Origin of the sequence: Pseudomonas sp. NPDC089918, assembly GCF_050280605.1 — a bacterium.
Taxonomy (GTDB): Bacteria; Pseudomonadota; Gammaproteobacteria; order Pseudomonadales; family Pseudomonadaceae; genus Aquipseudomonas.
This window is the reverse complement of record NZ_JBNNVP010000016.1, coordinates 112560-132639: the sequence shown is the minus strand read 5'-3', so window position 1 is coordinate 132639 and position 20080 is coordinate 112560. Positions and strand designations below refer to the sequence as shown.

Genomic DNA, 20080 nt, shown 5'->3' with positions numbered 1-20080 from the left:
GCGTTGCTGGAACACGGGGTGAACCTGGGTGACGCGATGATGCTGATCGCCACGCTGGCGTATGCGATTTACAGCACCCTGCTGAAAAAATGGCAGCTGCGTTTGTCGCCGCTAGTGTTGTTGTATTTACAGGTGTTGGTCGCGGTGGTGGTGCTGTTTCCGCTGTTCCTCGCCTCACCGAAAGTCGGCCCGACCCTGCAGAACATCCCGCTGGTGCTCTACGCCTGCCTGCTGGCCTCGATGCTTGCGCCGCTGGCGTGGATGCAGGCCGTGGTGCGCCTGGGGCCGAGCCGGACCACGCTGTTTTTCAATCTGCTGCCGTTGATCACCGCGCTGATTGCGGCGGTGGTGCTGCATGAGCAGTTGGCGCTGTATCACCTGGTGGGTGGGGTGTTGACGTTGGGTGGGGTGATTTTGTCGGAGCGCTGGACGACAGTGTTGGGCCGTAAAATCCGCGTTGCCTGATCTAGCGCCATCGCGAGCAGGCTCGCTCCCACAGTTGATCTCTGGTGTTCACAAATTATGTGCTCACAGCATATCCAGTGTGGGAGCGAGCCTGCTCGCGATGAACGATAACGCGGTTTGACTGCTAAACCCCGGCCGCTTTCAACCGCGCCGCATGCTCGACAAACAACCTCACCGGCTCTGCCCCCTTGCCCACCAACCCGAGCGATTGGTTGACGATATCGAAGTGATCCATCGGGTATTCATCACCGATCACCGTCCCCAAATGCGAGCTGTAACGCCCGACCATCCCGTCGCAATGCCCCGCCTCACGCACGAAGGTCCTGGCAAACAACCGGCAACTGCGATTGGTCCCGTCGAACAGGTTGCACCCGCGATCGGTCTTGCCCGGTTGTAAAGTCCCGGACCAGGAGTAATAACGCACGCCGTTGACCACTTCCGGGCCGTGCCCGCCCCAGGTTTCAGGCAGCCCCTGTGGATAACGCTGATTGAACAGCGCCACGCCCGCGGTGGTCAGGGATTGATGTGAAGCCGGGATATCCACCGGCAGTTTCGGCCCGCGATAGCCGGTTTCCAGCAGGCACATCAACGCGCTGATCAACCACAGTAAAAAGCTCAGGAGCCGGCCCTTGGCGCTGTCCGCCGGATAATGGGTGTGCAGATGGTCCGCCAGTTCCGAGCCGTGATTCGGCCCGGCCACCGAAGTCACCGAAGCCACCTGGTCCGGGCGTTTTGCCGCAGCGTAACGGGCGGTCAGCGAGCCCTGGCTGTGACCGATCAGGTTGACTTTCTCGGCCCCGGTTTCGCGCAGAATCTCCTCGATCCGTGTCAACAATTGCTCGCCGCGCACCTCGGTGGAGTTGAGCGGCGAGACCTGCACCGCAATCACGGTCGCCCCATCCCGGCGCAGCGCCGAAATGATTCCGTACCAATAGGGATAGAGCAGCAAACGGATAAACCCGAGCATCCCCGGGACCAGTACCAACGGGTAACGCGTGGCGGAACCTTGCGACATGGATGAACATCCTTGTGATCGGTGAGATGAAGCAAGGCTGGATGCAAGGCGTCAGCCAAGCATCGTCACCCAAGATGACAACTCAACGACCAGTCTATGACATCGCTCACTTCAACCCCACCACGCCCGCCACTATCAGCCCGACCGACACCAGCTTGAGCGCGGTCAGGCTTTCGCCAAGCAGCGCAAAGCCGAGAAACACCGTGCCCAGTGAACCGATGGCGGTCCAGATCGGGTAGGCGATGCTCACCGGCAATTCGCGCATGGCCAAGGTCAGAAAGTAAACCCCGCCCACCGCGGCCACCACCGTCATCACTGAGGGCCAGAGCCGGGTGAAGCCTTCGGCATACTTCATGCCCATGGCGAAGGTCACCTCGAACCCGGCGGCGATCAGCAAGAACAACCAGGCCATCTAGAACTCCCTGGCCAGCGCCAGCAATCGCTGCTCGGCCTCGGCCACGGACACCTGGAAAGTTCGTTCGGCAGATTCTTCGCCCTCGGCGGCGACAACGGTGACGTCGGTGATGCCGATGAACCCCAAAGCGGTGCGCAGAAACGGATCGGCATGGTTCATCGCCTCAAGTTCACCACCCGGCCCGAAGCCGAACCCACCGCGACTGGTGACGATCAACGCCTTCTTGCCCCCCACCAGCGGTTCGTACTGCGCGATGCCGTTGTCCAGGGTGTGATTGAACGTCAGCCCGAGTCGCACAATCTGGTCGACCCAGGCCTTGAGGCCGCTGGGCACGCTGAAGTTGTACATCGGGGTGGAAATCACCAACAGATCATGGCCGAGCAACTCCCCCACCAATTCATCGCTCAGTGCCAGGTCGGCCTGCATCGACAGCGGTCGCGCGTCAGGTTCTGGATGAAAAGCGGCCGCCACAAAGGCTTCGTTGACGGCCGGGATCAACGCCCGACCGACTTCACGGCGGGTCAATTGCGACTGTGGGTTGCGGACCTGCCAGGCGGAAAGAAACACCTCGGCCAGACGCCGCGAATGTGAACGATCGCCACGGGGGCTGGCGTGAATGGCAAGAATTCTACTCATCTGAATCTCCTTGAAGGGCTAAACTGAAACGGCTTGTGCTTGCAGCTTGAAGCGCGTGACTGTCTATCTTCAAATGAACAAAAATCAGTCTGGATGAATCCATTTCATCCATGGAGTTCTAAAATGTTTGCCTCGTTGCCGCTGACCGCCCTGCGTGCCTTCGAATCCGCCTCGCGCCTGCTGAGCTTCAAAGCCGCCGCCGAAGAGCTCTCCGTGACGCCGACGGCGGTTTCCCATCAGATCCGCTCCCTGGAAAGCTGGCTCGGCGTGCCGTTGTTCGAGCGACTGCCACGGCAGGTGCGCCTCACCGAGTGCGGCGAACGGCTGTTCCGCAGCCTGCACGGCGCCCTGCTGGAAGTGGCGCAAAGCGTCGATACCTTGCGCCCGCAACGCAGCGGCACGAGCCTGACGATTTCCACCACGGCTGCGTTCGCCGCCCTCTGGCTGGTACCGCGGCTGGGGCGTTTTTACGCCCGCCATCCAAACATCAGCCTGCGCCTGGACACTCACTGTGAAGTGATCGATTTACATCAGGACGCCAGCGTCGATCTGGTGGTGCGTTACAGCCTCGACGATTACCCGAACCTTTATGGTTTGTGCCTGTTCGATGAATCCTTCGGGGTCTATGGCTCGCCTGAACAAGTGGCCCTGGCGGCCAATCGGGTACCGACCCTGATCAGCGTGCACTGGCACAACTCCAAGCTGTACGCCCATGGCTGGGAGGCTTGGTGTGCACGATCCGGCGAAACCTGGCTGACCGAACAACCGGCGGTGCGTGAGTACGACGAAGAGCATTACGCCCTGCAAGCCGCCATCGCCGGACAAGGCCTGGTGCTGGCGAGCAACATTCTGGTGTCGGAAAGTGTGGCCAGCGGTTTGCTGCTGCCTTATCGAGGGGATATTCAGGTCGACGGGGCCGGATACAGCGCACTGTGCGTACCGGGCCGCGAACGGCATCCGCCGGTGCGGGCATTTTTTGCGTGGTTGCAGGAAGAGACTCGATTGTCTGGTCTATTGCCAAGATCGCAGCCTGCGGCAGCGCCTACGGGAGAACTCGTTCCTCTGTAGGCTTCGATTGCATTCTGAAAGATCGGTAGCGTCGGGCATATCGCCATCGCGAGCAGGCTCGCTCCCACATTTTTCCTGTAAACACAGGTCCATTGTGGGAGCGAGCCTGCTCGCGATGGCGTCTTCACAGACGCCGAAAGTTACTGGGTGGGCTTGACCGTCACCGGCGCCTTCCCGGCCTTCATCTGCTCCAGCAACGGCGCACACTGATTCGGCTCACCACCGCTGGGCGCTATCAGCGCCAGCAAGCCCGCCGCCGGCGCGGCAATCACACCCAGCGCAACCATCCCGGCCCCGCGCAGCATTAACGGCACCGGTTTCACGCCCGCATCCGGCTTGATGAACTTTCCTCGCACATACAGCGGCGAACGCAGTGAAATCAAACGCCAGCCCTTGGATTCCGGGGAGATAGTCAGATCCAGTTGCTCGGTCGCCATGTTCGCCGTGCCGTCGACATAGACGATTGCATTCTCGGTATCGAAGACGAACAGCCGCGTGGTCGCCAGACCGGCCTTGATCTCGAAATCGGCCGCCGCGCAGTTGATCTTCACTTCCTTGTCGCCAAAGATCTTGCCGACCACATAGTTGCCGACGTTGAGCCCCGCCAACTCCATCAACTCACGACTGATCGCGCCGTCATTGATCAGCATCTTCAAATTACCGTCGGCAGTGCCCAGCAGTTTGGCCACCGAGTTGCCCCGCCCAGTAAGGTCGGCATCGCCATTGAGCTCACCGAAACTGGTTTTCATCCGTTCCAGGGTGGGGAACAGCTGCTTGAGCTTGAACTTGCGCGCGGTCAGTTTGGCCCGGCCTTCCAAAGGTTCTGCGCGCCCGTTCAGACGAATCTGCGCATCCAGATTGCCGCCAGCCACGCCGAAACGCAGGGGCTCGAGGCTGAGCACACCATCCGTCAGCACCAAGTGCGTGTAGAGATCGTTGAATGGCAGTTTTGCGCTGTGGACGATGCGTTTTCCGGTGAATTCCACATCTGCGTCCATGTCGCGCCAACGTTCAGTCCTGAATTCCTCGACGGGTAACAGCTTGTCTGCCGGCTGCTTGCTTTCACCGCCGCGGGCCTCTTGCCTGGCGTTGGAATCGGCACCGATCAATGGGGCCAGGTCGGTAAACAGCAGTTGATTGGACTCCAGCGCCCCGCTGAGTTTGGGCCTCGGCTGGCTCGCCACGTAGGTCAGGTTGCCATGGATGTCGCTCTCGCCGATCTTGCCGTTGAACGCCTCATAGCGGTACACCGCCCCGCCCGGCTCATGCAGCTTGGCAATCAAATGCCCGTCGGTGGCGTACGGCGGGGTATCCGGAAGCGTTACGCCGATCAGTGGATAGAGATTGCCCAGGCTGGCACCGGCCAGTTTCAGGCGCAAATCCAGGGCGCCGAGGTTCAATGGATCGGTGAGCGTACCGGCCAGCTCGACGCTGGTGTCGGCGATCTTCACTTGCGCCTGAAGCGAGAACGGCTTGGAGGCGTCCTGTAAAGCCAGCAGGCCGCCGGTCTTGCCCTCGCCCGCGAGATTCTGACCGTGGTATTGGCCTTTGACCTTCAATGCGAATGCGTAATCCTGCGGCGAACCGCCCTTTTCAACCGCTTTTTTTGCCGCTTTGTCTCCGACAATGTCGCTGAACGGAATCGGTTTTCCCAACGGATCGATGAGCAGATCAAGCTGAGTCTTCAGCTTCTGGTCGTCGAGCGTGACGTGGCCCTTGTCGAAGCCTATGGCGCCGATGTCCAGCACCCAGTTCGAAGGTTCGGTGTTCGGGTCTTTGGGGTCGAACTTGAACGTCCAGTTGGCGCGGCCGTCGGCCAGACGCTGCAGGTCGGCATTGGGTTCGCTCAGGTCGATGCGCGGGATCACCACCCGCTGCGCCAGCAGGGCCAGCGGTGAAATGCGCAGCTCAACGCGTTTGAGGGTGGCCATCTGCGGTTGTTTCGACCAGTCCGGATTGCCCAGGGTCAGGTCCTCAGCCACCACATGCGGCCACGGCACCCAGGCCCGCCAGCCGCCCTCATCAGACTCGCGCTGCCAGACCACCGCAAAGTTGCCATTGATGGCGAACGGACGATGCAGTTCTTCGGACACTTTGTCGCTCAGGGGCAGTTTGATTCGGTTCCAATCGAAGAACGCGATGATCAGCACCAGGACGGCCAGCAGGACAACGAGGCTGGCGAAGGTCCAGGCAAGAATTTTACGAGTGCGCGTCATTGCACAGGGCTCCTGAATACGACTGAGCGCCCCGACAGCGACGCACTGATGAAACGTTAGGCCAGAACCGGCCTGCCATGACATCTAGGACTGGGAAATGGCGCGCAGGTTTAACCGAATAAGCACTTAACACTCAAATAATCGGCCGGGGACACCCTGCTCCCTCATCCGGCGTTACCGCACCCGCACTTCTGCGAGGCGAGAGTGGGTTGAAAATACCCACCTCAGTGCAAAAAAGCTCGCCGGAAACGCCCGTTCTAGAGCGCCGCGGCCGAACAATCAATTCTGTTGATTATTACCATTGCGTTTATGAACTTTTGTATCGACTTATCGAGAGTAGCATTGCCCTCGTACCCACTTTATCGCCCTCCCAAGGAGCACCCCATCATGAAACGCGAATTACTGCTTAGCCTGACCCTCTCGATGTTAGCCAGCACCGCTTTTGCTTTGCCGGCTGCTGATCAACCCACTCCACAAGTCAAAGACAGCCGCTCGGTGTTCAGCCAGACCGTTGCCGCCGATGGTTCCGACCGCACACCACAGGGCCAGACCTTGGCCGAAGGTGGTAATGATCGCCTGAAAGAAAAAGGCCTGATCACTCAAGATGGCTCGGATCGCACTCCACAAGGTCAAACTCTGGCCGCTGACGGTTCCGATCGCACTCCACAAGGCCAGACCTTGGCTGCCGACGGTTCCAGCCGCACTCCACAAGGCCAGACCCTGGCTGCTGACGGTTCCGATCGCACTCCACAAGGCCAAACCCTGGCTGCTGACGGTTCCGACCGCACTCCACAAGGCCAGACCCTGGCTGCCGACGGTTCCGACCGCACTCCACAAGGCCAGACCCTGGCTGAAGGTGGTGGTGACCGTGTGATCGAACGCAACAGCGCTGTGAGCTAAGCCCATGGCGGCCCCGAAAAAAAGCCCAATCTGCGGATTGGGCTTTTGACTTTATAGACGCTGCATTTCCCCGCGTGATCTCCCGATAGTCGTTCGACGCAAGCGAAGCCGATTTGCTAGAGTGCGCCGCTGTCTTGTCCAGAAAACACCCTTGCGATGCTGCCCCGCGCCGAACAGAAACAACAGACCCGCAACGCCCTGATGGACGCTGCCCGCCACTTGATGGAAAGCGGCCGAGGATTCGGCAGCCTAAGCCTGCGCGAAGTGACCAGAACCGCCGGGATCGTACCCACCGGTTTTTACCGGCATTTCGCCGATATGGATGAACTGGGCTTGGTGCTGGTGAGCGAAGTCGGTCAGACCTTCCGTGAAACCATCCGCCTGGTGCGCCATAACGAGTTCGTCATGGGTGGCATCATCGACGCCTCGGTGCGGATCTTTCTCGACGTGGTTACCGCCAATCGCTCGCAGTTCCTGTTTCTTGCCCGCGAGCAGTACGGCGGCTCACTGCCGGTGCGCCAGGCCATTGGCCGCTTGCGCGAAGACATCAGCTCGGACCTGGCGGCGGACTTGTCGCTGATGCCCAAACTGCAGCATCTGGACATCGCAGGCTTGAGCGTCATGGCTGATCTGATTGTTAAAAGCGTGTTCGCCACCTTGCCGGACATTATCGATCCGCCGGCGCAGGCGTTGCCGGATCATCTGACGCCTCAGGCGAAAATCACTCAGCAGCTGCGGTTTATCTTTATCGGCCTCAAACATTGGCAAGGGCTCGGTAGTACCGAGTAACCCCCTTTGTCACTGATGATCGTTCCCACGCTCTGCGTGGGAATGCCTCAATGGACGCTCTGCGTCCGCTCTTGGGACGCAGAGCGTCCCGGGCTGCATTCCCACGCAGAGCGTGGGAACGATCTGGAGCACCGCGCACGCACCAACTTTGCGCACAACCCTCCCCGCACGCACCAATCCCAGCCAAAGCACGCCACTTCCTGAATCATCCCCCCGCACTCCGACAGGCATTTCCCACGTCGCACCCGATTGGCAAGCCCCTTGCTCTATCCCTGAGCATTGTCCATTGCTGGAAGCCTTCCGATGCTGGTGATTCATCGCAGAATCGACCCTCAACCCGTCTGGGCCGCCGAGTTGCACCTGGCCTTCGAAGCCCGGAGCAAAAGCCGCTTGCGCTGTTTCAGTGCCGAGGGCGAAGACGTCGGGTTGTTTTTGGAGCGCGGCCAGCCGCCACTGTATGACGGTGAATGCCTGCAAGCCGAAGACGGGCGCGTGGTTCGCGTCTGTGCTCGCCCCGAACAACTGCTGCACGTCACCTGCGCCAACGCTTTCGAACTGACCCGCGCCGCCTATCACCTGGGCAACCGCCATGTGGCCCTGCAGGTCGGCGATGGCTGGTTGCGCCTGCTCGACGATTACGTGCTCAAGGCCATGCTCGAGCAACTAGGCGCCAAAGCCGAGAACATCGAAGCGCCATTCCAGCCGGAACACGGTGCCTACGGCGGCGGCCATCACCATTCGCGGCACGGTGACGAGGATTTCAACTACCCGCCGAAACTGCACCAGTTCGGCGTGCGCTTATGAACCCGGCCTGGGCGCTGCTGCGTCTGGCCAGCCCGCAGCTGCCGATTGGCGGCTACAGCTATTCCCAGGGTTTGGAGATGGCTGTGGATAACGGCCGAGTGGACGATCCCGACAGCGCGCGGCGCTGGATCAGCGATCAGTTGCTGCTGAACCTGGCGCGTTTCGAAGCGCCGCTACTGCTCGCCCATTGCACTGCTGCGGCCGAAGAAAACTGGGCCGAACTGCTGCAACGCTGCGAAGAACATCGCGCCAGCCGGGAAACCCGCGAGCTGCATCAGGAAAGCCGGCAGATGGGCTATTCGTTGAAGCAACTGCTCAACGGTTTACCGGAACTGGATGCGCCGGCCCGGGCCTTTCTCGTCCAATGCCCTGAACCACACCTGGCCCTTGGCTGGGCGCTGGCGGCCCGCGCCTGGCAGATCAGCCCGCAAGATGCGCTGGCCGCCTGGCTCTGGAGCTGGCTGGAAAACCAATTGGCGGTGTTGATGAAAACCCTGCCCCTGGGCCAGCAAGCCGCGCAGCGCCTGACCAGTGAACTGCTGCCGCTGCTGCAACAGGCGCAGCAAGACGCCACCCGAATCAACCCCGAACACTCTGGCAGCGCCGCTTTCGGCCTGTCCCTGGCGTGCATGGCCCATGAGCGCCAGTACAGCCGTCTGTTCCGTTCCTAGGGCCTGTTACTTTTGGAGAATCACATGAACACACAACCTCTGCGCGTCGGCATCGGCGGCCCGGTCGGTTCCGGCAAAACCGCCCTGACCCTGGCCCTGTGCCTGGCCCTGCGCGACCGCTACAACCTGGCCGTCGTGACCAACGACATCTACACCCGCGAAGACGCCGACTTCCTGGTGCGCAACGAAGCGCTGGCACCGGAGCGGATCATCGGTGTGGAAACTGGCGGTTGCCCGCACACGGCGATCCGCGAAGACGCCTCGATCAACCTCGAAGCCGTGGATCAACTGAACCGGCGCTTCCCGGGGCTGGACCTGATCCTGGTGGAGTCCGGTGGCGACAACCTCTCGGCAACCTTCAGTCCGGAACTGTCCGACCTGACCATTTACGTGATCGACGTCTCGGCCGGCGACAAACTGCCGCGCAAGGGCGGGCCGGGGATCTGCAAATCCGATTTGCTGGTGATCAACAAGATCGACCTCGCGCCGCTGGTAGGCGCCTCGCTAGAGCTGATGGACAGCGACACCCAACGCATGCGCAACGGCAAACCGTTCGTCTTCAGCAACCAGAAAACCGGCCAGGGTCTGGAAGCGATCATCGCCTTCATCGAACGCCAGGGCTTGCTGACTGCGGCCTGATCACATTTATCAACAAGGAAGCTTATCCATGACACTGAAACGCATTCTGGGCGCCATGGCCCTGCTGCTGACCCCGGCCATCGCGTTCGCTCATCCGGGCCACGGCGACAATGGCTTGATCGCTGGCATCAGCCATCCGATTGGTGGCCTCGATCATTTGTTGGCGATGGTTGCCGTAGGGTTGTGGGCCGCGCAGCAAAAAGGTCCGGCGCGCTGGGCGCTGCCCTGCACGTTCGTGGGCACTATGCTGATCGGCGGGCTGCTGGGCTTTGAAGGGTTGAACCTGCCGGCGCTGGAGGGCGGGATTGCGGCATCGGTATTGGCGTTGGGCCTGGCAGTGGCTTTGGCGGTGCGTCCGCCGCTGAGCGTGGCGGTGGGTGCGACTGCGTTGTTCGCGCTGTTCCATGGTGTGGCGCATGGCCTGGAATTGCCGGACATGTCCAGCCCTTGGGCGTATGCGGCTGGGTTTGTGGTGGCGACGGCAGCTTTGCATGCAGCGGGATATGCGGTGGTTCGCGTCTTGCCTCAGGCTGCCGCACCACTGGTTCGGTTGGCGGGGGCGGCTTCGGCGGCGACTGGGGTGTGGTTGCTGGCGGGTTGATTCTCTAGCGCCTGAACCAGCCTCTTCGCGAGCAAGCCCGCTCCCACAGGATATTCGCCGCCAGCACAGATCGTGTGAATACCGATGATCCCTGTGGGAGCGGGCTTGCCCGCGATAGCGTCCGATCAGACACCGCCTCTCTCAAGCCTGCCTCTCTGCTACCATGTCGCGCAATCGCCCCTGCCGTGACGACGCCAGCCAATGCCGCATGTTTCCCGCTCCGCTTCCCAGCCTGAATTGACCGCCCTGTTCGCCTCGGTGCAACAGCACTTCCAGGACGTGATCGTGCCGCTCTGGCAAGGCCCCGGCTGGAATGCCGACATGGCATTGCCCTATGAAGCGCTGGACGCCGAGCATCAGCCGCTGCCACCGCAGCGCTATCGGGCCATGGCTTGCGCGCGGCAGCTGTACCTGTTTTCCAGCCTGATTGGCCAAGTGCCTCAGGCCGAAGAACGGGCGGCGGCGCTGTTCCGCTCCTTGCAACAGCATTTCCACGATGCCGAGCATGGCGGCTGGTTCTACAGCATCGACCCGCAAGGTGAGCCGCTGGATCAGCGCAAAGACCTCTACACCCACGCCTTCATCCTGTTCGCCTGCGCCCATTATTGGGACAAGGTTCGCGAACCGCTGGTGGAGTCGGTACTCAACGCCACGCTGGAAGTGTTGGCGCAGCGCTTCGCCACAGGCGACGGCCTGTACGAAGCGAGCCTGGACCGTGATTGGTCCTCGCTCAACTCCGGGCCGCTGCAGAATCCATTGATGCATTTGGCCGAAGCCTTCCTCGCCATCCTTTCGGTGCGTGAGGACGTTGCTGTGCAGGGCGCGCTTGTCGAGTTATGCACAGCCATGCAACAGCGTTTCATCGACCCGCAACACGCGGTGTTGATGGAAAAGCCGCTTGGGGCTGTGGATAACTGGTTCGAGCCGGGCCATCAGTTCGAATGGTATTTCCTGCTGGAGTCCTCACCCTTGCTGCGCGGCTCCAGACTGCATGCCTCGCTGGACCACGCCTTTACGCTGACCGAGCAACTGGGTGTGGATCAGCACACAGGTGCTGTGCGCGCGATGCTGGAACTGGACGACCATCCTCGTGATGCGACCCAACGCATCTGGGCCCAGGCCGAATACCTGCGCGCCCTGACCTTGCGCCCGGGCAGCGAAGCCTCTGTGCAGCGCCAATTGCAGGCGCTGCAACAGCGCTTTTTGCATGCGGGCGGCTGGTATGAGTGTCGCGATGAGCAGGGCGAAGTGAGCCGCAAGGACATGCCTTCGACTACGCCTTATCACTTGGCGACCTGCTATCGCGGGCTGGCCGAGTATTTGCGCTGACTGAGAGATAGCTATCGCGAGCAGGCTCGCTCCCACATTTGATCTCTGTTGTTCACAAGTAGTGCGGTCAAAGGAGATCTACTGTGGGAGCGAGCCTGCTCGCGATTGGCCGTTACTCGGCCTTACGCCTTACGCTCAATCGCAAACCCGCTCCAGGTCTGGCTCACCGGCATCAGCTCAAGGCTGTTGATGTTGATGTGGGCCGGTGCGTTGAGCACCCAGAAAATGGTCTCGGCGATGTCTTGCGGCTGGATCGGCTCGGCGCCGGCGTAAGTGGCGTTGTAACGCTCTTGGTCACCGGCGAAACGCACCAGCGAGAACTCGCTCTCGCACAGGCCCGGTTCGATATTGCTGACCCGCACGCCAGTCCCTTGCAGGTCGCAACGCAGGTTCAGGGAGAACTGTTTGACGAACGCCTTGCTCGCGCCATACACGTGACTGCCCGGGTACGGGTAGTTGCCGGCGATGGAACCGAGGTTGACGATGCTGGCGCCACGACCGTGAGCGATCAATCGCGGCAACAACAGGCGAGTGCTGTACATCAGGCCTTTGATGTTGGTGTCGACCATGGTGTCCCAATCATCAAGATCGCACTTGGGAGCCGGGTCCACGCCCAAGGCCAGGCCGGCGTTGTTGATCAGCCCGCGCAGCTTGGCGAAGGACGGCGGCAGGTTGGCAATCGCCTCCTCCATGGCCTTGCGATCCCGTACGTCAAGCACCAGGCCATGAACCTCGGTCTGCTTCGACAACTCGGCGCACAGGGCATTGAGGCGCTCTTCACGACGACCTGTCAGCACCAGTTTCCAGCCGGCTTCGGCAAAACGACGGGCGCAGGCTTCACCAAAACCGGAAGTCGCGCCGGTAATAAACAGGGTGTTGGACATCGTGTTCTCCTTGCTTCGGCTGATCGACAGCCCTTGGAATAGAAAATCAGTTGCCAGCATGCCCGGCCTTGTCCACAGCGGCAACCATCGCAAAAACCGTACAAAAAACAATCAACACCGGCAACGCCATATGGGCTGTGGCTTGCAGCCATGTACGCGCACCTTATCCACAGGCCGGTCCACAGTTTCCGGGGGCAAGTGCAAAAGCTGCAAGCCGCTGCCTATAAGGCTTTGCGGGCAGATTAGAAAGTTTTTTGCTTGACCCTCGGGTGCTTGCTGTGTAACCCCGGGCAATTTGCACGACCGGGCGGTCAAATTGACGATGGCTCCAAGCCAGTAATTACGGCCCTCAGCCGACTCTTTCCAGAGTTTAACCACAGACTTATCCACAGGCTTGTCCACCTCGATTCATACCGTATTTGCTTCTAACAAAAAGGTTGACAAAGCCGGCTCGAGGTCCAGCAAAAACACCTGATCAAAAAACAATCACATCGCTGCAAGCCACGGATTCAAAGGCTTGCAGCCAGCTACTCCCACGTTATTCACAGCCAGCTCCACAGCAAACGGGGACAAGTCAAAACCGTGATAAAACAGTAATTTGCAGCGGCTTTATGTCGCGCTTTGAGAGGTCGTGAATATTGTTTTCCACAATTTCTCTTTACCTCAAAGCACCATCCTGTGTAGGAGCTGCCGAAGGCTGCGATCTTTTCCACAAACACCTCAAAGCAAGATCAAAAGATCGCAGCCTTCGGCAGCTCCTACGGGGGATTCTGCGGGCATAAAAAAACGCCCTGACGTTGAGTGCGTCAGGGCGTTTTTTGGGCTCTTCGGTCTAGTGGCCGCCGAGGTAGGCGTTACGCACCTCATCGTTCACCAGCAGCTCCTTGCCGGTGCCGCTGAGGCGGATCTCGCCGTTGACCATCACGTAGGCCCGGTCCGACAACTTGAGAGCGTGGTTGGCATTCTGCTCCACCAGGAAGATGGTCATACCGGTGCTGGCCAGTTCCCGCAGGGTCGCGAAGATCTGTTTCACCACAATCGGCGCCAGCCCCAGGCTCGGCTCATCGAGCAGCAACAGCTTTGGCCGACTCATGAGCGCCCGGGCGATGGCAAGCATTTGTTGCTCGCCGCCGGACATGGTCATGGCGCGTTGGGTACGCCGCTCTTCGAGCCGTGGAAACAACTCGAACATGCGCTGCATGTCTTCCTTGGCGTACTTGTCACCGATTGGAATCGTACCCATCAACAGGTTTTCCTCGACGGTCATGTCAGGGAACACTCGCCGACCTTCCGGCGATTGAGCGATACCGTTGGACGCGATGTAGTGGGACGACTTATGGGTGATATCCACACCCTGATAGACGATTTGCCCGTCAGCCGCCCGTGGCTGGCCGAAGATCGACATCAGCAGGGTCGATTTGCCGGCGCCGTTGGAGCCGATCAGGCTGACGGTTTCACCTTCATTGATGTGCAACGAGACTTTCTTCAGGGCCTGGATCGGCCCGTAGAACACGTCCAGATCCTTGAGTTCGAGGATGGGTTTACTCATACCACTTCCTCTTCTTCGGCGCCCAGGTAGGCGGCAATCACTTTCGGATCGTGTCGAATCGCTTCAGGCCCGCCCTCGGCAATGACAACGCCGTGGTCCAGTACAACGATGTGGTCGGAAATGCTCATTACCATGCCCATGTCGTGTTCGATCAGCACCACGGTCAGATCGTGCTCGTCGCGCAGCAGCCGGATCATCGCGCTCAGCGCTTCGGTTTCCTGAGGGTTGAGGCCGGCGGCCGGTTCGTCGAGGCAGATGATCTGCGGCCGGGTACACATGGCCCGGGCGATCTCCAGACGGCGCTGCTGACCGTAGGACAGCTCACCGGCCAGGCGGTTGGCGCAGTCCACCAGATCCACCACTTCCAGCCAGTAGAACGCATGGTCCAGCGCATCGCTTTCGGCCTTGCGGTAACCCTTGGTGTTGAGGATGCCGGCCAGCATGCCGCGGTTGACCCACATATGCTGGGCCACCAGCAGGTTTTCCAGCACCGACATTTCCCTGAACAGGCGAATGTTCTGGAAAGTCCGCGCCAGACCGGCACGGTTGATCAGGTGCGTGCCACCGAACATCTTGTAGCGGAGTCGGTTGATAAAGCTTTTGGGTGAAACGAAATCGACGGCCTTGAACGGTTCCCCGAGCATTTTGATGACGTCGGTTTTCACACCGCGGGTGTTGAGTTCAATATGCCCGCCGGACGCTTTGTAGAATCCGGTCAAGCAGTTGAACACGGTGGTCTTGCCGGCGCCGTTGGGGCCGATCAGGGCGAAGATCGAGTTGCGCTTGACCTTCAGGCTGACATCGCTCAGAGCCTTGATGCCGCCAAAGTGCATCATCAGTTTGTCTACCGAGAGTACGACTTCGCTCATGGCGCTACTCCTTTACGCGGGGTCACACCGGTACGGCTGATCCGAATCAGGCCGCGCGGTCGCCAGATCATCATCAATACCATCAGGATGCCGAACAGCAGCACGCGATACTCAGCGAAGCCGCGCAGCAGTTCCGGGGCTACAGTCAGCACGAACGCCGCAATTACCACGCCGATGGTCGAGCCCATGCCGCCGAGCACCACAATGGCGAGGATCAATGCCGATTCGAAGAAGGTGAACGAGGTCGGGTTGACGAACCCCTGATAAGTAGCGAAGAACACACCCGCCAGGCCGGCAGTCGATGCGCCGATAGTGAACGCCGAGAGCTTGACCAGTACATGGTTCAGCCCCATGGAACGGCAGGCGATTTCGTCTTCACGCAACGCTTCCCACGCTCGGCCGACCGGCATCCGGGTCAAGCGGTGCTTGATATGCAGCACGGCCAGTACCACCAGGAACAACACCGCGTAGATGAAGTAATACTTCACGTCCGGGTTATAGGCGATGCCGAAAAACTCATGGAACGGCACCCCACCCTCTTTCGCCCTTTTGCCGAACTCAAGGCCGAAGAAGGTTGGCAACGGAGCCGCCATGCCGTTCGGGCCGCCGGTCAGGGACAGCCAGTTATTGAGGATCAACCGGATGATTTCACCAAAACCCAGGGTCACGATCGCCAGGTAGTCACCGTGCAGGCGCAGCACCGGGAAACCGAGAATGCAACCGGCCAACCCGGCAGTAATTGCCGCCAGCGGCAGCACCGTCCAGAAACCCAGCCCCAGGTATTGATAACCGAGCGCCAGGCCGTAGGCACCAATGGCGTAGAACGCCACATAACCGAGGTCGAGCAGGCCGGCCAGGCCGACCACGATGTTCAGCCCCAGCCCCAATAGAACGTAGATCAGCCCGAGGATGACCACGCCCAGCAGGTAGGAGTTGGAGAAAAACGGGAACACCACGGCGATGACGATCATCACCGGGATGATCCAGCGCAAGCGGGATTTGTAATCAGGCGGCAGTACATGAACCCCGGAGCCAGTGCTTTCAAAGCCTTCGAGAATTCTCAGGCCCTTGGGGGTTTGCAGGAACAGGCTCAAGGCAAAGCGGCCAGCCATGACGATGGCGACAATCCATGCCACCCGGGTCGCTTCCAGGTTGAAGCCGTAGCCGTCGAGGACCACGCCAACAATCGGGCCGAACACAATCAGGGCCACCAGGCCGGCAAGAATCGCGTCAACCAGGCTTCTTTTGAGATCAATGGTTTTTTTAGTGGTTGAAGACATCGCTTACACCTTCGACACAAGAGGACGGCCGAGCAGGCCTTGGGGCCGAAAGACCAGAACGAGAACGAGCAGCGAGAAGCTGAAAACGTCTTTGTAGTCCGAGTTGACCAAGCCAGAGAACAGCGACTCGGAGATCCCGAGAATGATCCCGCCAAGCATTGCCCCTGGCAGAGAGCCGATCCCGCCGAGTACCGCGGCGGTGAACGCCTTGATGCCAATGATGAAGCCCGCGTAGAAGTCGAACGTGCCGTAGTTCATGGTGATCAGCACGCCGGCCAGGGCCGCCATCGCCGCACCGATGATGAACACGTAGGAAATGACGCGATCGGTGTTGATCCCCAGGATCGAGGCCATCTTGCGGTCTTGCTGGGTGGCGCGGCACATACGGCCGAGCTTGGTGTACTTGATGACGTAGGTCAGCAGGGCCATGCCGACAAACGCTGCGACCAGAATGAAGATCTTGGTGTAGGTAAGCTGGACGAAGCCGGTCCCGACTTCAACTCGCCATGCACCGGTCAGCAGTGTCGGTACGCCTTGTTGACGGGCGCCTTGGGCAATCTGTGCATAGTTTTGCAGGATCAGCGAAATACCGATGGCGCTGATCAGCGGTGCCAGTCGGGTGGAGTTGCGCAGCGGTTTGTAGGCGACGCGCTCGATGACCCAGCCATACACCGCCGTGACGATGATGGTGAAGACCAGTGTGCCAAGCATCAGCAGGGGGAAGGATTCAATACCGAAGTATGCCAGCAGAGCCAGACTGATTGCCGCGAGGTAAGCGGAAATCATGTAAACCTCGCCGTGGGCGAAGTTGATCATGCCGATGATGCCATAGACCATTGTGTAGCCGATGGCGATCAGGCCATAGACCGACCCGAGGGTCAGGCCGTTGACCAGTTGCTGCAGGAAAATACCATCCATAACGCAATCTCACGCAGTGAGAACCTGCACACCAGTGATGTGCGGTTCTTCTAGGAAAAATACAGATTTACGTCGGAGCAATGTCAGCCACGATCAGCCTGGCCCCACTGATTCCGTGTGGGAGCGAGCCTGCTCGCGAAAGCGGTTGAACATTCAACAAAGCTGCTGTCTGTCAGTCCGTCTTCGCGAGCAGGCTCGCTCCCACAGGGACTTGTGGGGTTCAACTGATCGTGTCAGCCCTTACTTCTGCTTTTCCAGCTGGTGGTATTTGCCATCCTTGTCCCACTGGTAAACCACGTAGTCGGAGACTTTCAGGTCACCCTTGGCGTCCCAGGTCTTCTCGCCCATCACGGTTTTGACCGGATTTTTCTTCAGCCACTCGGCGGCTTTCTCGCCACTGTTGGATTTGGAACCATTGAAGGCTGCGGCCAGGGTCTGGACCGAAGCATAGGCGTACAGGGTGTAGCCTTCAGGCTCGGTGCCCTTCTTGCGGAACTCGTCCACTACGGTCTTGCTGTCTGGCAGCAGGCGTGGGTCGGCACCAAAGGTCATCAGTACGCCGTCAACGAATTGCGGACCGCCAGCGGTGGTCACCAGTTCGTCGGTTACGATACCGTCGTCGGACATGAACTTGACGTCTTTGAGGCCTTGCTCACGCAGTTGACGCACCAGAGGACCGGCTTCCGGGTGAAGGCCACCGAAGTAAACGACGTCGGCGCCAGCGCCGCGGATTTTGGTGACGATGGTGCTGAAATCTTTTTCGCCACGGGTCAGGCCTTCATACAGCACCGGCTTCACGCCGCGTTTCTCCAGCTGGGCCTTGGTAGCATCCGCCAGACCTTGGCCGTAAGTGTCCTTGTCGTGCAGGACCACCACTTTCTTGCCCTTGAGCACGTCGACGATGTAGTCGCCGGCGACGATGCCTTGCTGGTCGTCACGCCCGCACATACGGAACATGGCACTCAGGCCGCGCTCGGTAACAGCCGGGTTGGTGGAACCTGGAGTGATCGCGATGATGCCCGCTTCGTCGTAGATCTCGGAGGCCGGGATGGTCGACGAGGAGCAGAAGTGACCGACTACGCCAGCGACTTTCTGGTTGGTCAGGTCCTTGGCGACCGTCACAGCCTGTTTCGGTTCGCAGGCGTCATCGCCTTTGACCAGTACGATTTTTTCCCCGTTGACACCGCCAGCGGCGTTGACTGCATCAGCCGCTGCCTGCGCACCCTTCATGTACTGCTCGCCAAATGCCGCGTTGGCGCCCGTCATTGGACCCGCTACGCCGATCTTGATGTCAGCCTGAGCAAACGCAGAAACACCCAACGCAGTTGCCACTGCGAGGGCCAGAAAGCCTTTCTTGTAAAACGTCTGGGACATGAGGTGGTGCTCCAAGGTTTTTTTTAGTTGGCACTGCGACTTCACTGAATGCTCAGAGCAAGGGCCGTGCCATCGGTTTTTTATTCTGGGAAAAGTCGCTGCCTTATTGTTTTTTCGACTGTTTCGGGCCCATTTTCATTGGGCGTGCAACCGTCTAAACCGCGGGAGGTGAAACCTTTTCTATTTAAAGGCGCAACCCGCATGCGCCATCATTGCAACCGCAGCACCAAACAATGTGCAACCAGCCTGTAACAGCCCGCGTCACCGAACTGCACACTGCTGGTGCGGGGACTGCTACAACCCGCACCATTACAGGCTAGCCGCTTCGCTGAAAAGCGCCGCTTCCAGCAACATATTTCAACAATCAGATGACGATCCGCAGGCACTGGCCCGCGTGATACAGCGAAAATCCAGCCTCATACAGGCAGCTTCGCAGCCCCACACCCGCTAATGGCTGCATGGGCGCGAAAGGAATCGGCAGGGCCTGAGGATTTCCATTACACAAATAATCGGCAAAGGCTTTGCCGACGACTGTACCGGTGGTCACGCCTCGACCGTTGTAGCCGGTGACGGCCACCAGACCCGGTGCCGGCTCGAACAGGCGCATCAAATGATCGGGAGTGAAGGCGATACAACCGGTCCAGGTGCACTCCCACTCCACCGGCTTCAAGTACGGAAAGTAATGCTGCTGAACCCGGTCGGCCCAGGCTTTCAGGAACCAGGTCGGTTTCTGGTTGCCATTGCCGAGACTGCCGAGCAACAACCGCCCTTCAGCATCGCGACGGATGCTGCTGAGCACTTGTCGGGTATCCCAGGAACCCTGGCCGCCGGGCAGAATCTGCTGCGCGGCGTCTTCGGTCAGCGGCACCGAGGCCACTTGATAGTAATAACCGGGGAAAAAATTGCGCCGCAGCTCCGTCCAGTCACCTTCGGTATAGGCGTTGGAGGCGATGACCACCTGCTCGGCCAGCACCGAACCCTGGGCGGTTTGTACCGACCAGCGCTGGCCCTGACGTTCGAGTCGAGTCACCGGTGAATGATCGAACAGCTGACCGCCGAGGCTGATGGCCGCGTTGGCCAGCCCCGTGGTGTAAGCCATCGGGTTAATCGTGCCGGCGCGCCGATCGAGCAAGGCGGCGGCGATCTTTTTTGTGCCGGTGGCTTGTTCGCAGGCTTGACCGGTTAACAGTTCCACCGGTGCACCACGACGTTTCCATTGTTCTTCGCGACTGCGCAGATCCGCCTCGCCACGTGCGTTGTGCGCCATATGCAGCGTGCCTTCGCGGCGTAACTGGCAATCGATGTTGTATTTGTCGACCAGGCTGAACACCAGCGACGGCGCTGCACCGAGCATGCGGTTGAGCTGACTGCCAACCGCCTCGCCGAAACCGGCTTCGATTTCATCCGGTGGAATCCACATCCCGGCGTTGACCAGCCCGACGTTACGCCCCGAACCACCATGACCCGCGCGATGGGCTTCCAGCACACAGACACTTTTACCTTGTTCCACCAGATGCACCGCCGCCGACAGACCGGTGAAACCGGCACCGATGACGCAGACATCCACCGTCACCTCGCCCTTGAGCGCCACGTTGTCGGGCCTTTGCGGCGTCAGTTTTTCCCACAGACACTCTTCGCGTAACGGCATTGCCAGACTC

The 20080-nt window shown here is 60.0% G+C and carries 20 protein-coding genes; 9 read left to right on the top strand and 11 right to left on the bottom strand.

Annotated features, from left to right (window positions below):
• On the top strand, positions 1-465 hold a 465-nt coding region (locus ACQKPC_RS14065), incomplete at its 5' end, for a DMT family transporter (RefSeq protein ID WP_427625153.1).
• Positions 466-589: 124 nt separating this feature from the next.
• Here the strand turns inward: ACQKPC_RS14065 and ACQKPC_RS14060 are convergent.
• From ACQKPC_RS14060 to ACQKPC_RS14050, 3 genes are all read right to left on the bottom strand, one after another.
• On the bottom strand, positions 590-1480 hold the full coding sequence (locus ACQKPC_RS14060; RefSeq protein WP_427625152.1) for an esterase/lipase family protein: 891 nt from the start codon (positions 1478-1480) through the stop codon (positions 590-592).
• Positions 1481-1586: 106 nt separating this feature from the next.
• Entirely contained in the window at positions 1587-1892 is a 306-nt protein-coding gene (locus ACQKPC_RS14055) for a DMT family transporter (RefSeq protein WP_052965895.1), read from the bottom strand.
• Positions 1893-2531, bottom strand: a complete 639-nt coding sequence (locus tag ACQKPC_RS14050; protein ID WP_427625151.1) for an FMN-dependent NADH-azoreductase — start codon at positions 2529-2531, stop codon at positions 1893-1895.
• Positions 2532-2654: 123 nt separating this feature from the next.
• On the opposite strand from ACQKPC_RS14050, the gene ACQKPC_RS14045 reads away from it, so the two are divergent.
• Positions 2655-3599, top strand: a complete 945-nt coding sequence (locus ACQKPC_RS14045) for a LysR substrate-binding domain-containing protein (RefSeq protein ID WP_427625150.1) — start codon at positions 2655-2657, stop codon at positions 3597-3599.
• 140 nt (positions 3600-3739) lie between these two features.
• Here ACQKPC_RS14045 and ACQKPC_RS14040 read toward each other — a convergent pair whose 3' ends face one another.
• Positions 3740-5815 carry an AsmA family protein gene (locus tag ACQKPC_RS14040; RefSeq protein WP_427625149.1) on the bottom strand — a complete coding sequence of 692 codons (2076 nt, stop codon included), beginning with the start codon at positions 5813-5815 and terminating at the stop codon, positions 3740-3742.
• A gap of 387 nt (positions 5816-6202) precedes the next feature.
• On the opposite strand from ACQKPC_RS14040, the gene ACQKPC_RS14035 reads away from it, so the two are divergent.
• The 7 genes from ACQKPC_RS14035 (at position 6203) to ACQKPC_RS14005 (ending at position 11548) form a co-directional block, all read left to right on the top strand.
• Positions 6203-6715 (top strand): hypothetical protein, encoded by a 513-nt coding sequence (locus tag ACQKPC_RS14035; protein ID WP_427625148.1) that lies wholly within the window; start codon positions 6203-6205, stop codon positions 6713-6715.
• Between the two features lie 156 nt (positions 6716-6871).
• Positions 6872-7504, top strand: a complete 633-nt coding sequence (locus tag ACQKPC_RS14030) for a TetR family transcriptional regulator (protein WP_007902733.1) — start codon at positions 6872-6874, stop codon at positions 7502-7504.
• A gap of 303 nt (positions 7505-7807) precedes the next feature.
• Positions 7808-8308 (top strand): urease accessory protein UreE, encoded by a 501-nt coding sequence (gene ureE, locus ACQKPC_RS14025; RefSeq protein ID WP_427625146.1) that lies wholly within the window; start codon positions 7808-7810, stop codon positions 8306-8308.
• Positions 8305-8979 (top strand): urease accessory protein UreF, encoded by a 675-nt coding sequence (locus ACQKPC_RS14020; RefSeq protein ID WP_427625144.1) that lies wholly within the window; start codon positions 8305-8307, stop codon positions 8977-8979. Before ureE ends, ACQKPC_RS14020 begins: the two co-directional genes overlap by 4 nt.
• Positions 8980-9003: 24 nt before the next feature.
• Complete coding sequence (gene ureG, locus ACQKPC_RS14015; protein WP_007902730.1) at positions 9004-9618, top strand: urease accessory protein UreG; 615 nt, start codon at positions 9004-9006, stop codon at positions 9616-9618.
• A gap of 28 nt (positions 9619-9646) precedes the next feature.
• Positions 9647-10219 carry a HupE/UreJ family protein gene (locus ACQKPC_RS14010; protein WP_427625143.1) on the top strand — a complete coding sequence of 191 codons (573 nt, stop codon included), beginning with the start codon at positions 9647-9649 and terminating at the stop codon, positions 10217-10219.
• 201 nt (positions 10220-10420) lie between these two features.
• A complete protein-coding gene (locus ACQKPC_RS14005) occupies positions 10421-11548 on the top strand; it encodes an AGE family epimerase/isomerase (RefSeq protein WP_427625142.1) in 1128 nt (375 codons plus the stop codon).
• A 122-nt stretch (positions 11549-11670) separates the two neighbouring features.
• Here the strand turns inward: ACQKPC_RS14005 and ACQKPC_RS14000 are convergent, their stop codons facing one another.
• The 7 genes from ACQKPC_RS14000 to amaA form a co-directional block, all read right to left on the bottom strand.
• A complete protein-coding gene (locus ACQKPC_RS14000; RefSeq protein ID WP_095634036.1) occupies positions 11671-12432 on the bottom strand; it encodes an SDR family oxidoreductase in 762 nt (253 codons plus the stop codon).
• An 832-nt stretch (positions 12433-13264) separates the two neighbouring features.
• The gene (locus tag ACQKPC_RS13995) at positions 13265-13981 is read right to left on the bottom strand and encodes an ABC transporter ATP-binding protein (RefSeq protein WP_007902726.1); all 717 of its coding nucleotides are present in this window, start codon (positions 13979-13981) and stop codon (positions 13265-13267) included.
• Positions 13978-14850, bottom strand: coding sequence for an ABC transporter ATP-binding protein (locus tag ACQKPC_RS13990; protein ID WP_008009771.1), 873 nt, complete (start codon positions 14848-14850; stop codon positions 13978-13980). The genes ACQKPC_RS13995 and ACQKPC_RS13990 overlap by 4 nt, the downstream gene beginning before the upstream one ends.
• Positions 14847-16130, bottom strand: a complete 1284-nt coding sequence (gene livM / locus ACQKPC_RS13985) for a high-affinity branched-chain amino acid ABC transporter permease LivM (protein WP_008009773.1) — start codon at positions 16128-16130, stop codon at positions 14847-14849. The genes ACQKPC_RS13990 and livM overlap by 4 nt, the downstream gene beginning before the upstream one ends.
• A gap of 3 nt (positions 16131-16133) precedes the next feature.
• Complete coding sequence (locus ACQKPC_RS13980) at positions 16134-17048, bottom strand: ABC transporter permease subunit (RefSeq protein ID WP_192345939.1); 915 nt, start codon at positions 17046-17048, stop codon at positions 16134-16136.
• A gap of 240 nt (positions 17049-17288) precedes the next feature.
• Positions 17289-18422, bottom strand: coding sequence for an ABC transporter substrate-binding protein (locus ACQKPC_RS13975; protein ID WP_427625141.1), 1134 nt, complete (start codon positions 18420-18422; stop codon positions 17289-17291).
• A 364-nt stretch (positions 18423-18786) separates the two neighbouring features.
• On the bottom strand, positions 18787-20070 hold the full coding sequence (amaA, locus tag ACQKPC_RS13970) for an L-pipecolate oxidase (RefSeq protein ID WP_427625140.1): 1284 nt from the start codon (positions 20068-20070) through the stop codon (positions 18787-18789).
• Between the last annotated feature and the right edge of the window lie 10 nt (positions 20071-20080).